Raw genomic sequence first — 15,102 nt, 5'->3', positions numbered from 1 at the left:
CGCGCATGGAACAATGGCGCCATGAACGTGGTTTTCGATCTTGGCGCCGTGCTCTTCGCCTGGGAGCCCACCCGGCTGGTCCAGGCCCATCTGGCGGAGCATGCTCCCACTGAATCCGCCGCCGCGGCCCTGGGCCGCGCGCTGTTCCATCACGACGACTGGACCAGCTTCGATTGCGGCACCCGCACGCTCGAGGAATCGGTCGCCCGCATGGCCGCGCGGCTCTCGCTGCCGGCCGACCGCCTGCTGGCCATGCTCGACGGACTCGGCGAACGCCTGGTGCCGATCGATGTCACGGTGGCGCTGCTCGAGGAACTGTTCGAGCGCCGCGAGGCCGGCGAGCCGCTGAAGCTCTATTACCTCTCGAACATGCCCTCGCCCTATGCGCGCGCGATCATGGCGCGCCACGGCTTCATGCGGCGTTTCGACGGTGGCGTGTTCTCGGGCGACGTGAAGTTCCTGAAGCCGCACCGCGAGATCTACGAACTGCTCGCGGTGCGCCATGCGCTGGCGGCGGAGCGGACGGTGTTCATCGACGATTCGGCGCCCAACGTGGAAGCCGCGCGCGCCTTCGGCTGGCACGCGATCCACTGCACCGCGCCGGCCGCGCTCGCGACCCAGCTCTCGCGCTACCTGCCGGTGCGCTCGACCTTGTCGATGTCGAAGCCCAGGCTGCCCGCGTAGTCGAGCTCGGCCTGCAGGGTCGCGTCGTCCAGGCAGGGGGCGCGCGACAGCACCCACAGGTACTCGCGGTTCGGCGTGCCGACCAGCGCCACCTGGTAGTCGCGGTCCAGCTTCAGGATCCAGTAGTCGCCCCACACCACCGGCAGCCAGGCCAGCCACGAGGGCGCGAACCGCACCTCGAGCCGGCCCGCGCCGGGCTGGCCGGCCACCGGCACCACGCGCGCGGTGCCCAGCGATTCCTCGAAATTGCCGTCGGCGCGCTCGCAGCGGTTGAGCACCTCGATCGTGCCGTCGGGCCGCGGCGTGTAGTGGGCCGTGACCGGGCCGGCGCAGGACTTCTGGAAGCGGTTGGGCAGCCGCGCCTGCTCGTGCCAGAGACCCGCATAGCGGTGCAGGTCCACGGGCGCCACCACCTGCAGCGGCGCGCGCATCAGCGGGGCGCCGTCGGCCGGGCCGGCCAGCCGCACGCGCGAGCGGCGCGCGGCATCCAGCGCGAGCCAGGCCGCCGCGCCGCCGATCACGAAGGCCGTGGCCAGCGTGCCGATGGCGGCACTGGTGCGGCGGTCGTCGAAGGGGGCGAGGTCGGTGGAGGCTGCGGGAGGAAGTCTGCGCTGCATGGAGGGGGCTCCTGGGTCGGGACGGCGAATCCGACGATTCGCGAAGGAAGGACTCGCCAGACTAGACGCGCCCGCCAGCCGTCGCCGTCAGCCGTGGACCACAGCGCCTGTAGGGCGGCATGGGGCCGAAACCCTGCTGGCCGCATGTTGTTCGCGCCGTCATGGAACCGGGCCTGAAGCCGTGCTACGGTGCGCATGAAAGCATCGGCCCGCATGCAACAACGTGCAGGCCACGTCGCCATCACCGCAACATAATCATTGCCATGAACCAACTCGATGCACTCCGTCAATGGACCACCGTGGTCGCCGACACCGGCGACTTCAAGCAGCTCAGCGCCTCCAAGCCGCAGGACGCGACCACCAATCCGTCGCTGATCCTCAAGGCGGTGCAGAAGCCCGAGTACCGTCCGCTGCTCGACGAGAGCGTGAAGAAGCATGCGGGCAAGCCGCTCGACGAGGTCATCGACCGCCTGCTGGTGCGCTTCGGCACCGAGATCCTCTCGATCATCCCGGGCCGCGTCTCGACCGAGGTCGATGCGCGCCTGTCGTTCGACACCGCCGCCACCGTGGCGCGCGGCGAGCGCATCACGGCGCTCTACAAGGCCGAGGGCATCGACACCGAGAAGCGGCTGCTGATCAAGGTCGCCTCCACCTGGGAAGGCATCGAGGCCGCGCGCCAGCTCGAGAAGAAGGGCATCCGCACCAACCTCACGCTGCTGTTCTCGTTCGCGCAGGCCGTGGCCTGCGGCGCGGCCGGCGTGCAGCTGATCTCGCCCTTCGTCGGCCGCATCTACGACTGGTACAAGAAGTCCGAGGGCGCCAAGTGGGACGAGGCCGCCAATGCCGGCGCCAACGACCCGGGCGTGAAGTCGGTGCGCCAGATCTTCGAGTACTACAAGGCCAACGGCATCGAGACCGAGGTGATGGGCGCGAGCTTCCGCAACGTGGGCCAGATCAAGGCGCTCGCCGGCTGCGACCTGCTGACCATCAGCCCCGAGCTGCTGGCCGAACTGGCCGCGAGCAACGAGCCGCTCGAGCACGCGCTCGACGCCAAGGCCGCCGCCCAGGGCAAGGCCGAGAAGATCGCCTACGACGAGGCCGGTTTCCGCTTCGCGCTCAACGAGGACGCGATGGCCACAGAGAAGCTCGCCGAGGGCATCCGCGCCTTCGCGGCCGATGCCATCAAGCTCGAGAAGCTGATGCAGGAAAGCGGCCGCTGATCATGGCGACCCCGCTTCGCTGCGACCGCGCGCCGGCCTGGGCGCAGCTGCAGTCCTACTTCGAGACCGCGGGCCGCCAGTTCGACCTGCGCCATGCCTTCGTCGACGACGCCGGCCGCTTCGCGCACTTCAGCCAGGAGGCGCCGTACCTGTTCGCCGACCTGTCGAAGAACCTGATCGATGCGCGCGTGGAAGCGCTGCTGTTCGCGCTCGCGCGCGAGTGCGGCCTCGAGGCGCACCGCGACGCGATGTTCGCGGGCGAGCACATCAACAACACGGAAGACCGCGCGGTGCTGCACACGCTGCTGCGCGCGCCGGCCGATGCCAAGGCCGGCAAGACCGCGCCGCAATTGCGCGAGGTGCACGAAACGCTCGACGCCATGCTCGCCTACGCCGAGAAGGTGCGCGGCGACCACACCATCACCGACGTGGTCAACATCGGCATCGGCGGCTCCGACCTCGGCCCGCAGATGGCGGTGCTGGCGCTCGCGGAGTTCGCGGCGCCGGGCAAGCATTTCCATTTCGTCTCGAACGTCGACGGCCACGAGCTCGACGGCGTGCTCGAGGGCCTCGCGCCCGAGCACACGCTGTTCCTGATCGCCTCGAAGACCTTCACCACGGCCGAGACGATGACCAACGCGCAGTCCGCCAAGCGCTGGTACGAGCAATCGGGCGGCACCGACATCGCGGGCCACTTCGCGGCGCTCACCACCAACGTGGATGCGGCCAACAAGTTCGGCATCGAGACCACCTTCGGCTTCTGGGACTGGGTGGGCGGGCGCTATTCGCTGTGGTCGGCCATCGGCCTGCCGATCGCGCTGGCCATCGGCGCCGAGGGCTTCCGCCGGCTGCTGGCGGGCGCGCATGCGATGGACGAGCACTTCCGCACCGCGCCGCTGGCGCAGAACCTGCCGATCCGCCTCGGCCTGCTCGACGTCTGGTATCGCAATTTCCACCGCTTCACGAGCCGCTGCATCGCGCCCTATCACAGCGCATTGAAGCGGCTGCCGGCCTACCTGCAGCAGCTCGAGATGGAGAGCAACGGCAAGCAGGTCGATGCGACCGGTGCCGCGCTGCCGCCGGGCCTGGGCACCTCGCCCGTGCTGTGGGGCGAGCCGGGCACCAACGGCCAGCATGCCTACTTCCAGATGCTGCACCAGGGCACCGACGTGATCCCGCTGGAGTTCCTCGCGGTGCGCGATGCCTCGCACGACCTCGAGGGCCACCATCCGAAGCTGCTGGCCAACGCGCTCGCGCAAGCGCAGGCGCTGATGGTGGGCAAGCTCGACGCGGGCGGCCACAAGAACTTCCCGGGCAACCGGCCCAGCAGCTTCTTCGTGTTCGAGAAGCTCACGCCCGAGGCGCTCGGCGCCTTCATCGCAATGTACGAGCACCGCGTGTTCACCAGCGGCGCGCTGTGGGGCATCAACAGCTTCGACCAGTGGGGCGTGGAGCTCGGCAAGGTGCTCGCGAAGGACATCGAGCCGCGGCTCGCCTCGGGCGACGTCACGGGGCTCGATGCCTCGACCGCGGGGCTGCTGCAGCGCCTGAGTCCGCCCGCGCAATAGCTGCTTGGCCATTTGAAGTACGCCATTCGTTGCCATTGCCGTTGAAGAAGGCGCCGATATGATGGCCCCGGGAAATTTCCCGGGGACCTCAAGAGGAGCCGAGCAAATGGATTTTCAAACAGCGGTCAAGACCTGCTTTCAGAAGTACACGGATTTCAGTGGGCGCGCCTCGCGCTCCGAGTTCTGGTGGTTCATATTGGCCGAGGTGGTCGTGCTGATCGTCGCCAGCCTCATCCACCAGATCGTCTACCTGATCGCCGCGCTGGGTTTCCTGCTGCCCGTGCTGGCCGCGGGCTCGCGCCGCCTGCACGACATCGGCAAGAGCGGCTGGTTCCAGCTGCTGATGATCATTCCGCTGGTCAACCTCGTGCTGATCTATTTCTTCGTGCAGCCCAGCCAGCCCGAGGCCAACGCCTACGGCCAGCCGCCGGGCGCCTGAAGCCCCCCGGGACTCGCAGAACAACGATTCGACAGGGCCGCGCATGCGGCCCTTTTTTCTGGTCGCCGCCGACTCAGGCCTCGGCCGTCGCGGCCGCGCGCACCGGCGCGCCGCTGGCCATGCGCAGGCACAGGTCGAAGGCCTGCTGCAGGCCCTCGATCTGCGCGATGCCCCGGCCCGCGATGTCGAAGGCGCTGCCGCTGGCCGAGGTGGCCACGGGCACGGGCAGGCCGCCGTGCAGGGTCACGCCCTGCTCGAAGCCCATGAGCTTCATCGCGATCTGGCCCTGGTCGTGGTACATCGAGACCACCGCGTCGACGTCGCCGCGCCGCGCGCCGATGAACACCGTGTCGGGCGAGAACGGGCCGCGCGCGTCGTAGCCCTCGGCGCGCAGCTTCTCGATGGCCGGGCCGATGATCTCGATTTCCTCCATGCCGATCGAGCCGCCGTCGCCGGCATGCGGGTTGAGCCCCGAGACCGCGATGCGCGGCTGCGCCACGCCCGACTGGCGCAGTGCCGCGGCGATGATCTTCACCGCGTCGCGCACGCCTTCGCCTGTGATGTGGCTCGCCACGTCCTTGAGCGGAATGTGCGAGGTCACGCGCGAGGTCCACAGCGCGCCCGTGAGGTTGAACTCGCAGACGAAGCCCGGCACCGCGAAGCGCGCCTGCATGTAGCGCAGCTCGTCCTCGTGCACCAGGCCGCCCAGGCGCAGCGAATGCTTGTTGAGCGGCGCGAACAGGATCGCGTCGACCTGGCCGCGGCGCACGGCCGCGGTCGCGAGCTCGAGCGCCTCGAAGGAGGCGCGGCCCGAGGCCTCGTTCGATTCGCCGAGCACCGGCTCGGCGCCCTCCATCCAGTCGCAGGCCAGCAGCGAGGGCCGGCCGTCCTCGAAGCGCAGCGTGTCGAGGCTCTCGGTCGCGAGCGGATCGAGCCTGGCGCCGGCGATGCGCTCGCCCGCAGCCAGCACCACTGGGTCGGCGATCAGCAGCACGCGCGCGGCGTCGAGGTTGCGCTGGCGCGCGAGCAGCTTGACCGCCATCTCGGGGCCGACCCCGCTGGGGTCGCCGAGCAGCACGGCGATGCGGGGCTTGGCGGAGGTCACGGTCGGGATCTTCGAAGGAGTGGACATGGCGATCGTCGGTGGAGAAAAAGCGGGGGACGGCCTCATTCGGCCTTGATGTTGGCGGCGCGCACGAGCTGGCCGTAGTGCTCGAACTCCTGCCGGTTCATGGCCGCGAAGGGCTCGCCGATCAGGTTGCCGGGCTCGCCGCCCAGGGCCTTGATGCGGGCCTGCACGTCGGGCAGCTGCAGGCTGCGCGCGAGCTCGGCGCTCAGGCGCTCGACGGCCGGGCGCGGCGTGCCGGCGGTCACGTAGAGGCCGTACCAGGTCGAGACGTCGGCGCCCTTGACGCCCTGCTCGGCCAGCGTGGGCACGTCGGGCAGCTCGGGCGAGCGCTGCGGCGCGCTCACGGCCAGCGCGCGGAACTTGCCGGCCTTGATCTGGCCCATGGCCGAGGAGGTGCTGTCGAACATCATCTCGACCTCGCCCGCGATGATGTCGATGTGCGCCTGCGAGCTGCCCTTGTAGGGCACGTGCACCGACTTCATGCCGGTGGCCAGGTTGAAGGCCTCGCCGCCCACGTGCTGGGTGCTGCCGATGCCCGAGGAGGCGTACTTGAAGCCGCCGGGCTTGGCCGCCATCGCGGCCAGCAGGTCCTTCACCGACTTGTAGGGCGAGCTGGCCGACACCACCAGCACGTTGGGCATCACGGCCACCAGGCCCAGCGGTTGCAGGTCCTTCAGCGGGTCGTACTTGAGCTTGAGGATGTGCGGCGCCACCGCCTGCGCGGTGTTGGTGGCCAGAAGCAGCGTGGCGCCGTCGGCCGGCGCGCGCGCCGTGAGTTCGCCCGCGATGGTGTTGGAGGCGCCGGGCCGGTTCTCGACCACCACCGGCTGCTTGAGCGCGGGCGAGAGCTTGTCGGCCAGCACGCGCGCGAGGATGTCGGTGCCGCCGCCCGGCGAGGCGCCGACCATGATGCGCAGCGGCTTGTCGGGGTAGGCGGGCGCGGTCTGGGCGGTAGCAAGGCCGGTGGCCAGCGCGAGCGCGGCGGCGAAGGCGCATCGCTGGCGGAAGGCCGGGGAAAAGGGGCGCATCGGGGTTGTCTCCTGCTTGTTGGTCTTGGATGCCATTGCTTTCCATGCATGGCGAGGCCGCAGGTTAGGCCGTTCGCTCCCCTCGATCCAATCGAAATTGGCGGGGTCTCCATATACTTTTGGTGATGACCCTCCAGAAAGCCTCGCCCGATGCCTCGCTGATGCTGCAGGTGCGACCGCGCCAGCTATTGCTGCTGGTGCGCCTCGACGCTCACCGCCACCTGGGCCGCGCGGCCGAGGCCATGAACATCAGCCAGCCCGCGGCCACCAAGCTGCTGCAGCAGCTCGAGGATTCGCTCGGCGAGAAGCTGTTCGAGCGGCTGGCGCGCGGCATGGAGCCCACGCCCTACGGAGAGATCCTGGTGCGCTACGCCCACCGCGTGGTCAGCGACTTCGGCAGCGCGCGCGAGGAGATGCTGGCGCTGCGCTCCGGCCTCAGCGGCGCGCTGCGCGTGGGCAGCGTGCCGGGGGCGGTGCCCGAGCTGCTGGCGCCCGCGCTGGTCGAGTACCGCCGGCGCCACCCGCAGGTGGCGGTGTCGGTGGTGGTCGAGACCAGCGACGTGATGCAGGCCCAGCTCGAGCAGGGCGAGGTCGACCTGGTGCTGGGCCGGCTCACCGACGGGCACGACGAGTCGCGCTACGCCAGCGTGCCGCTGCTCGGCGAATCGCAGGTGGTGGTGGTGCGCGGCGGCCATCCGGCCTTCGAGCGCGAGGGCCTCACGCTGGCCGACCTGGCGGCCTGGCAATGGGTGCTGCAGCCGCCGGGCTCGCCGCAGCGCGGGCGCTTCGAGGCCGCCATGCGCGAGGCCGGCGTGCAGGCGCGGCTCGACATTCTCGAGACCGCCTCGCCGATCGCCATCACGGCGCTGCTCGAGAGCTCCGACATGGCGGCCGTCATGCCCGCCTCGCAGGCCCGGCACTACGCGCGGCTCGGGCTGCTGCGGGTGGTGCCGATCGAGCTGCCGGTGCGCGTGCCGCCGATCTGCCTGGTCACGCGCGAGGGGCGGCCGCTCTCGCCCGCGGCGGCCCAGTTCCGCCGGCAGCTGCTGGGCACCGGCTGAACCCTTTGGATTGCACAAAACACATGCTGTATTGCATTGACTAGGGATTTCACTAGCCAATCGGTGCATGAAAGTACTGTCGATGACATTCGAAGTACCAAAATCGCAAGCCGGTTTATCCAGAATCCGGGCACGGCGACCCAAGGGGGCGTCGCTCACCCTCTAGGAGACAACATGCAGCGTTTTCTGAAAGCGGGCCTCGTCCTCGCACTCGCCGGCACCGGCCTCGTCGCCCAGGCGGCCACCGAACTCGTGATCGCGACCGTCAACAACGGCCACATGATCGAGATGCAGAAGCTCACGCCCTTCTTCGAGAAGGCCAATCCCGACATCAAGCTCAAGTGGGTCACGCTGGAGGAGGGCACGCTGCGCCAGCGCGTGACCACCGACATCGCCACCAAGGGCGGCCAGTTCGACGTGATGACCATCGGCCTGTACGAAGCGCCGATCTGGTCGAAGAAGGGCTGGCTGCAGCCCATCGCCACCGATGCCGCCTACGACGCCGACGACCTGCTGCCCGCGATCCGCGACGGCCTGTCGTACCAGGGCAAGCTCTACGCCGCGCCGTTCTACGGCGAGAGCTCGATGCTCATGTACCGCAAGGACCTGGCCGACAAGGTCGGCTTCCAGATGCCCGAGCAGCCGACCTGGACGCAGGTGAAGGAACTGGCCGGCAAGATCCACGACCCGAAGGCCGGCGTCTACGGCATGTGCCTGCGCGGCAAGCCGGGCTGGGGCGACAACATGGCCTTCCTGACCACGCTGGTCAACACCAACGGCGGCCAGTGGTTCGACATGCAGTGGAAGCCGCAGATCGACACCAAGCCCTGGAAGGACGCGATCGGCTTCTACGTCGACCTGATGAAGGCCTACGGCCCGCCGGGCGCCTCGGCCAACAGCTTCAACGAGAACCTCGCGCTCTTCAACGAAGGCAAGTGCGGCATGTGGGTCGACGCGACCATCGCGGCCTCGTTCATCAGCGATCCCAAGCAGTCGAAGGTGGCCGACAAGGTGGCTTTCGCGCAGGCACCGGTGGCCGTCACGCCCAAGGGCGCCAACTGGCTGTGGACCTGGAACCTGGCGATCCCCGCCAGCTCGACCAAGGCCGCCGCCGCCCAGACCTTCGTGAAGTGGGCCACCTCCAAGGACTACATCAACCTGGTCGCCAAGGAGCAGGGCTGGGGCGCGGTGCCCACCGGCACGCGCAAGTCGACCTACGCGAACCCCGAGTTCCAGAAGGTCGCGAAATTCGCCGCCGCCGAGAAGAAGGCCATCGACAGCGCCAACCTCAGCGACAGCACGCTGCCCAAGTCGCCTTATGTCGGCGTGCAGTACGCGGCCATCCCCGAGTTCCAGGCCATCGGCGTGGCGGTGGGCCAGCAGATGAGCGCGGCGCTCGCGGGCAAGGTCACGGTCGACCAGGCGCTGAAGACCTCGCAGACCACGGCCGAGCGCGAGATGAAGAAGGCCGGCTACTACAAGTAAGCCGCGCGGCCTGCGCCCCCCCCCTGGGGGCGGGCGCCAGACAGAAGAGAGAAGGGATCACCCATGAAAAGACTCCTGCCCCGCGCGCTCATGGCGCCGGCCGTGCTCACGCTCTTCCTCTGGATGATCGTGCCGCTCGCGATGACGTTGTACTTCTCGTTCGTGAACTACAACCTCATGCAGCCCGGCGACCATCCCTTCGCGGGCCTCGCCAACTTCGAGTACTTCGTCACCGACCCGGACTTCTGGCCCGCGACCTGGAACACGCTGCTCCTGATCGGCAGCGTGATCGGCATCACCGTGGTGCTCGGTGTGCTGCTCGCGCTGCTGGTCAACGAACCCTTCCCGGGCCGCGGCATCGTGCGCGTGCTCTTGATCTCGCCCTTCTTCGTCATGCCCGCGGTCAACGCGCTGCTGTGGAAGCACATGATGATGAACCCGATCTACGGCATCCTGGCCGACGTGTGGCGCATGTTCGGCGCCCAGCCGATCGACTGGCTCACCGACGTGCCCCTGCTGTCGGTGATCATCATGGTGGCCTGGCAATGGCTGCCCTTCGCCTGCCTGATCTTCATCACCTCGCTGCAGTCGCTCGACCGCGAGCAGATGGAGGCCGCGCGCATGGACGGCGCGAGCGCGTTCCAGCGCTTCTTCTACCTCACCGTGCCGCACCTCGCGCGCCCGATGGCGGTGGTGATCATGATCGAGATGATCTTCCTGCTCAGCGTGTTCGCCGAGATCGCCATCACCACCAACGGCGGCCCGGGCAACGAGAGCACGAACATGACCTACATGATCTTCAAGCAGTCGCTCATGAACTTCGACGTGGGCGTGGCTTCAGCGGGCGCGCTGTTCGCGGTGGTGCTGGCCAACATCGTGGCCGTGTTCCTGATCCGCATCATCGGCAAGAACCTGGACTGAGGAGCGCCACGCCATGCAACAAAAAGCGCCCAGCAATTTCCTGCCGCAACTGCTGCGCACCGTCGGTGCCTGGGCCGTCGCGCTGCTGCTGTTCTTCCCGCTCGGCTGGCTGTTCCTCACGGCCTTCAAGACCGAGCTGCAGGCGATCCACGTGCCGCCGCTGTTCATCTTCGAGCCCACGCTCGACAACTTCGGCGAGGTGCAGCGGCGCAGCGACTACCTGCTGTACGCGCGCAACTCGCTGATCACCAGCCTGGGCTCGACCATCCTCGGCCTGTTGATCGCGGCGCCGGCCGCGTACTCGATGGCCTTCTTCCGCACGAAGAAGACGCGCGACATCCTGATGTGGATGCTCTCGACCAAGATGATGCCGGCCGTGGGCGCGCTGGTGCCGATCTACGTGCTCGCGCAGACCGCGGGCATGCTGGACTCGCTGAGCGCGCTGACCATCGTGTTCACGCTGTCGAACCTGCCGATCATGGTCTGGATGCTCTACAGCGCCTACAAGGACATCCCGAACGAGATCCTCGAGGCCGCGCGCATGGACGGCGCGAGCCTGTGGACCGAGTTCCGCCATGTCGTGATGCCGCTGTCGGTCGGCGGCCTCGCCTCCACCGGCCTGCTGTGCCTGGTGCTGAGCTGGAACGAAGCCTTCTGGGCGCTCAACCTCACCTCGGCCAAGGCCGGCACGCTGGCCACGCTCATCGCCTCGTACTCGAGCCCCGAGGGCCTGTTCTGGGCCAAGTTGTCGGCGGCCTCGCTGATGGCCATCGCGCCCATCGTCGTGTTCGGCTGGTTCAGCCAGAAGCAACTGGTGCAAGGCCTGACCTTCGGCGCCGTCAAGTAAAGAAAGGGAGACACCCCCATGGCCTACCTCGAACTCAAGAACATCAAGAAGAGCTTTGGTGACGTCAACATCATCAAGGGCGTCGACCTCGAAATCCAGAAGGGCGAATTCATCGTCTTCGTCGGGCCTTCGGGCTGCGGCAAGTCGACCCTGCTGCGGCTGATCGCGGGACTCGAGCCGATCACCAGCGGCAACCTGCTGCTCGACGGCAAGGACATCACCTGGGCGCCCTCGGGCAAGCGCGACCTCGCGATGGTGTTCCAGAGCTATGCGCTCTATCCGCACATGAGCGTGTACGACAACATGTCCTTCGCGCTCAAGCTCGCGGGCACGAGCAAGTCCGAGATCAAGACCAAGGTCGAGCATGCGGCCAAGACGCTGAACCTCACGCAGTACCTCGACCGCCTGCCCAAGGACCTCTCGGGCGGCCAGCGCCAGCGCGTGGCCATCGGCCGCGCCATCGTGCGCGCGCCCAAGGTGTTCCTGTTCGACGAGCCGCTGTCGAACCTCGACGCGGCGCTGCGCGGCAACACGCGCGTGGAGATCCACAAGCTGCACCGCGCGCTGGGCGCGACCACCATCTACGTCACGCACGACCAGGTCGAGGCCATGACCCTGGCCGACCGCGTGGTGGTGCTCAAGGACGGGCTGATCGAGCAGGTCGGCACGCCGCTCGAGCTCTACGACCGCCCGGCCAACCAGTTCGTCGCGCAGTTCATCGGCATGCCCTCGATGAACATGGTGGCGGCCAGCGCCATCCCGAGCTTCTCGGCCGCCACCGGCGGCCGGCTGCCGAGCGACGGCTTCCTCGGCGTGCGGCCCGAGGGCCTGCGCGTGCATCCGAAGGCCGGCGCGCCGGTGTCGGACGTGCAGGGCCGCGTCGAGCTGATCGAGGCGCTGGGCGCCGACACGCTGATCCACGTCGACGTGGGCGGCGTGCCGCTGGTGGCGCGCCAGAACGACCGCACGCCGCTGCAGGCCGGCGACGACGTGGCGGTCGAGCTCGATCCCTCGGTGCTGCACCTGTTCACGCGCGACGGGCGCGCGGTCGCGGCCTGAATCCCCTCTCTCGTTTCACTCTTCCTCTTCCGGGACATTCTTCGTGACTCTCGCAGCAGCACCCCTTCCACCCGCTCCCTCGGAGTTCACGGTGCTCCACCTCGGCCTCGGGTCCTTCCACCGGGCACACCAGGCGGTCTACCTGCAGCGGCTGATCGACGCGGGCGACACGCGCTGGTCGATCTCGGGCGCCAACATCCGGCCCGACATGGCCGAGGTCGTCGAGGCGCTGCGCGCCCAGGGCGGCCGCTACACGCTCGAAACCGTGTCGCCCGCGGGCGAGTACCGCTACGAGCAGATCGAGGCCATCCGCGAGGTGCTGCCCTACGAGCCCTCGCTCGCCGGCCCGATCGCGCGCGGCGCCGCGCCGTCCACGCGCATCGTCTCCTTCACCGTCACCGAGGCCGGCTACTACCTCGACACCAAGGGCCGGCTCGACCTGTCCTTCGCCGACCTCGCCACCGACATCGCGCGTGCCGCCAAAGGCGAGGCGGGTGGCGCGGGCGTGACCATCTACGGCGCCGTCTGCGCGATCCTGCGCGCGCGCAAGGCGGCCGACGCGGGCCCGCTCACGCTGCTGAACTGCGACAACCTGCGCCACAACGGCGAGCGCTTCCGCGCTGGCCTGCTCGAGTTCATCGAGCGCGCGGGCGATGCCGAGCTGCTGGCCTGGACGCAGGCCAACACCCGCTGCCCCAACGCCATGGTCGACCGCATCACGCCGCGCCCGCCGCCCGAGCTGCGCGCGCGCGTGCAGGCCGCCACCGGTCGCGACGACGCGGCCGCGATCACCGGCGAGAGCTTCATCCAGTGGGTCGTCGAGGACGACTTCGCGGCCGGCCGCCCCGACTGGGCGCGCGTGGGCGTCGAACTGGTCGACTCGGTGCAGCCCTACGAGGAAGCCAAGATCCGCATCCTCAACGCCACCCACAGCTGCATCGCCTGGGCCGGCACGCTGGTGGGGCTCGGCTTCATCCACGAGGGCACGCACGACGCCGCCATCCGCAAGATGGCCTTCGACTACGTGAGCGACGATGTCATCCCCTGCCTGAGCCCGAGCCCGATCGATCTCGCGGCCTACCGCGACGTGGTGCTCGACCGCTTCGGCAATCCCGCCATCCGGGACACCAACCAGCGCGTGGCCGCCGACGGCTTCTCGAAGATCCCGGGCTTCATCGCACCCACCGTGCGCGAGCGGCTGGCCGCGGGTCAGCCCATCGACAGCGTGGCGATGCTGCCCGCGCTGTTCCTGGCCTTCCTGCAGCGCTGGCACCGCGGCACCTTGCCCTATGCCTACCAGGACCAGGGCATGGACGAAGCCGTGGCGCATGCGATCTGCGACGCGGCCGACCCGGTCGCCGCGCTGTGCGCGGACGCGGGCCTGTGGGGCCCGATAGCGGGCGATGCGCGGCTGGTCGATGCGGTGCGCCGCGCGAGCGGGCGCGTCTCGGACTTCGTGAGCGCGAAGGCATGAGCACCCGGCTGCAGGATCGCCATGTGCTGCTGACCGGCGCCGGCGGCGGCATCGGCCTGGCGGTCGCCGAGGCCTGCATCGCCGAAGGCGCGCGCTGCAGCGTGGTCGATCGCGCGGCCGCGCCCTCCGAGGCGGTGCGCGCGCTGCAGCAGCGCCATCCCGATCGCCTGGCCTACATCGCGGCCGACGTGACCGACATGCAGGCCATCGCGCGCCTGCTGGTCGAGGCGCAGGTGGCCTTCGGGCCGATCCACGTGCTGTTCAACAACGCCGCCGTGTTCGATCTCGCGCCGCTGCTGGACAGCGACGAGGCCTCGTTCGACCGCCTGTTCGCCGTCAACGTGAAGGGCATGTTCTTCGTCATGCAGGCCGTGCTGCGCCACATGGTCGAGGCCGGCACCCGCGGTGCCTCGGTCATCAACATGGCCTCGCAGGCGGGGCGGCGCGGCGAGGCGCTGGTGTCGCACTACTGCGCCACCAAGGCCGCCGTGATCAGCTACACCCAGAGCGCGGCGCTCGCGATGGCGCCGCACGGCATCCGCGTCAACGGCATCGCGCCCGGCGTGGTCGACACGCCGATGTGGGACCAGGTCGACAGCCTGTTCGCCCGGGCCGAGGGACTGGCCCTCGGCGAGAAGAAGCGGCGCGTGGGGCTCGAGGTGCCGCTGGGCCGCATGGGCCTGCCGGGCGACATCGCGGGCGCGGCCGTGTTCCTGGCCAGCGACGAGGCGCGCTACATCACGGCGCAGACCTTGAACGTCGATGGCGGCAACGTCATGAGCTGAGGTGGCGATGCACGCTGCAGCGAAGTCAGGAAAGTATCGGAGCGCTTGCCTTCCTTGCGGTGAAGCGCGGGCCGCCCGGTGAGAAGATAGCCGGCCCCCGCCGCACGCGATCCATGAACGACGATTTCCATCTCTACCTCGACAGCGCCGACCTCGCGGAGTTGCGGGCCTGCCTGCCGCACCCGGTCGTCCATGGCGTGACGACCAACCCGACCTTGCTTCGGCGCGCCGGTGTCGGTCGCGCCGACGTGCCCGGCCTGCTGCAGCGCTGCATCGAGCTGGGTGCGCGCCAGGTGCAGGCTCAGGTGTACTCGAGCGAGGTCGACGGCATGCTCGAGGATGCGCGCTCGCTGCTGCCGAAGTTCGACGCCGGCCAGCTCGTCATCAAGATTCCCGCCACGCGCCAGGGCCTGGTGGCCGGCGCGCGGCTGATCGCGCAGGGCGTGCCCGTGACCTGGACCGCCGTCTACGCGCCCGAGCAGGCGCACTTCGCGGCGCAATTGGGCGCGGCCTATGCGGCGCCGTACCTCGGGCGGCTCGAGGATGCCGGCCAGGACGGCCTCGCGCTGATCGCGCGCATGCAGTCGCTGGTCGCGCAACGGCCCGCGGCGGGCACGCGGCTGCTGGTGGCGAGCATCCGCTCGCGCGAGGCCTACCTGTCGCTGCTCGCGCTGGGCGTCGGCGCCATCACCATCCCGCCGCGCCTGTTCGCCGAACTGCTCGACCATCCCGCCACCTTGGCCGCCGAGCGCGGCTTCCTGGACGATGCCCGGGCCCTGAACTGA

The 15,102-nt window shown here is 69.1% G+C and carries 15 protein-coding genes; 12 read left to right on the top strand and 3 right to left on the bottom strand.

Annotated elements, in window-relative coordinates:
- The first annotated feature begins 21 nt into the window (after positions 1–21).
- The gene (locus ACEN9J_RS14310) at positions 22–684 is read left to right on the top strand and encodes an HAD family hydrolase (RefSeq protein WP_057594087.1); all 663 of its coding nucleotides are present in this window, start codon (positions 22–24) and stop codon (positions 682–684) included.
- Here the strand turns inward: ACEN9J_RS14310 and ACEN9J_RS14305 are convergent.
- On the bottom strand, positions 630–1,301 hold the full coding sequence (locus ACEN9J_RS14305; RefSeq protein WP_057594086.1) for a lipocalin family protein: 672 nt from the start codon (positions 1,299–1,301) through the stop codon (positions 630–632). The two genes, ACEN9J_RS14310 and ACEN9J_RS14305, sit on opposite strands and share 55 nt — an antisense overlap.
- Positions 1,302–1,564: 263 nt before the next feature.
- Here ACEN9J_RS14305 and tal point away from each other — a divergent pair, with 263 nt between their 5' ends.
- From tal to ACEN9J_RS14290, 3 genes are all read left to right on the top strand, one after another.
- Positions 1,565–2,521, top strand: a complete 957-nt coding sequence (gene tal, locus ACEN9J_RS14300) for a transaldolase (protein WP_413764403.1) — start codon at positions 1,565–1,567, stop codon at positions 2,519–2,521.
- Between the two features lie 2 nt (positions 2,522–2,523).
- Positions 2,524–4,089 carry a glucose-6-phosphate isomerase gene (gene pgi, locus ACEN9J_RS14295; protein WP_057594084.1) on the top strand — a complete coding sequence of 522 codons (1,566 nt, stop codon included), beginning with the start codon at positions 2,524–2,526 and terminating at the stop codon, positions 4,087–4,089.
- A 106-nt stretch (positions 4,090–4,195) separates the two neighbouring features.
- Entirely contained in the window at positions 4,196–4,528 is a 333-nt protein-coding gene (locus ACEN9J_RS14290) for a DUF805 domain-containing protein (protein WP_057594083.1), read from the top strand.
- Between the two features lie 73 nt (positions 4,529–4,601).
- On the opposite strand, the gene ACEN9J_RS14285 is transcribed toward ACEN9J_RS14290, so the two are convergent.
- Both ACEN9J_RS14285 and ACEN9J_RS14280 read right to left on the bottom strand, forming a co-directional pair.
- Positions 4,602–5,660 (bottom strand): 4-hydroxythreonine-4-phosphate dehydrogenase PdxA, encoded by a 1,059-nt coding sequence (locus ACEN9J_RS14285; RefSeq protein WP_413764402.1) that lies wholly within the window; start codon positions 5,658–5,660, stop codon positions 4,602–4,604.
- 35 nt (positions 5,661–5,695) lie between these two features.
- Positions 5,696–6,685 (bottom strand): Bug family tripartite tricarboxylate transporter substrate binding protein, encoded by a 990-nt coding sequence (locus ACEN9J_RS14280; protein WP_413764401.1) that lies wholly within the window; start codon positions 6,683–6,685, stop codon positions 5,696–5,698.
- 125 nt (positions 6,686–6,810) lie between these two features.
- On the opposite strand from ACEN9J_RS14280, the gene ACEN9J_RS14275 reads away from it, so the two are divergent.
- The 8 genes from ACEN9J_RS14275 (at position 6,811) to ACEN9J_RS14240 (ending at position 15,102) form a co-directional block, all read left to right on the top strand.
- The gene (locus ACEN9J_RS14275) at positions 6,811–7,746 is read left to right on the top strand and encodes a LysR family transcriptional regulator (protein WP_413764400.1); all 936 of its coding nucleotides are present in this window, start codon (positions 6,811–6,813) and stop codon (positions 7,744–7,746) included.
- 174 nt (positions 7,747–7,920) lie between these two features.
- Complete coding sequence (locus tag ACEN9J_RS14270; protein WP_261209665.1) at positions 7,921–9,231, top strand: ABC transporter substrate-binding protein; 1,311 nt, start codon at positions 7,921–7,923, stop codon at positions 9,229–9,231.
- 63 nt (positions 9,232–9,294) lie between these two features.
- Entirely contained in the window at positions 9,295–10,152 is an 858-nt protein-coding gene (locus ACEN9J_RS14265) for a carbohydrate ABC transporter permease (protein ID WP_057594079.1), read from the top strand.
- Positions 10,153–10,165: 13 nt separating this feature from the next.
- Entirely contained in the window at positions 10,166–10,999 is an 834-nt protein-coding gene (locus ACEN9J_RS14260) for a carbohydrate ABC transporter permease (protein ID WP_261209668.1), read from the top strand.
- An 18-nt stretch (positions 11,000–11,017) separates the two neighbouring features.
- The gene (locus tag ACEN9J_RS14255) at positions 11,018–12,058 is read left to right on the top strand and encodes an ABC transporter ATP-binding protein (protein WP_413764399.1); all 1,041 of its coding nucleotides are present in this window, start codon (positions 11,018–11,020) and stop codon (positions 12,056–12,058) included.
- A 91-nt stretch (positions 12,059–12,149) separates the two neighbouring features.
- Complete coding sequence (gene dalD, locus ACEN9J_RS14250) at positions 12,150–13,532, top strand: D-arabinitol 4-dehydrogenase (RefSeq protein ID WP_413764567.1); 1,383 nt, start codon at positions 12,150–12,152, stop codon at positions 13,530–13,532.
- Complete coding sequence (locus tag ACEN9J_RS14245) at positions 13,529–14,317, top strand: L-iditol 2-dehydrogenase (protein WP_057594075.1); 789 nt, start codon at positions 13,529–13,531, stop codon at positions 14,315–14,317. The genes dalD and ACEN9J_RS14245 overlap by 4 nt, the downstream gene beginning before the upstream one ends.
- Positions 14,318–14,430: 113 nt before the next feature.
- Positions 14,431–15,102: a transaldolase family protein gene (locus tag ACEN9J_RS14240; RefSeq protein ID WP_413764398.1), complete on the top strand. Its 672-nt coding sequence runs from the start codon at positions 14,431–14,433 to the stop codon at positions 15,100–15,102.

Origin of the sequence: Variovorax sp. Varisp41, assembly GCF_047325085.1 — a bacterium.
Lineage (GTDB): Bacteria > Pseudomonadota > Gammaproteobacteria > Burkholderiales > Burkholderiaceae_C > Variovorax.
The sequence above is the reverse complement of the archived record's forward strand: the minus strand, read 5'-3'. Positions and strand labels throughout refer to the sequence as shown.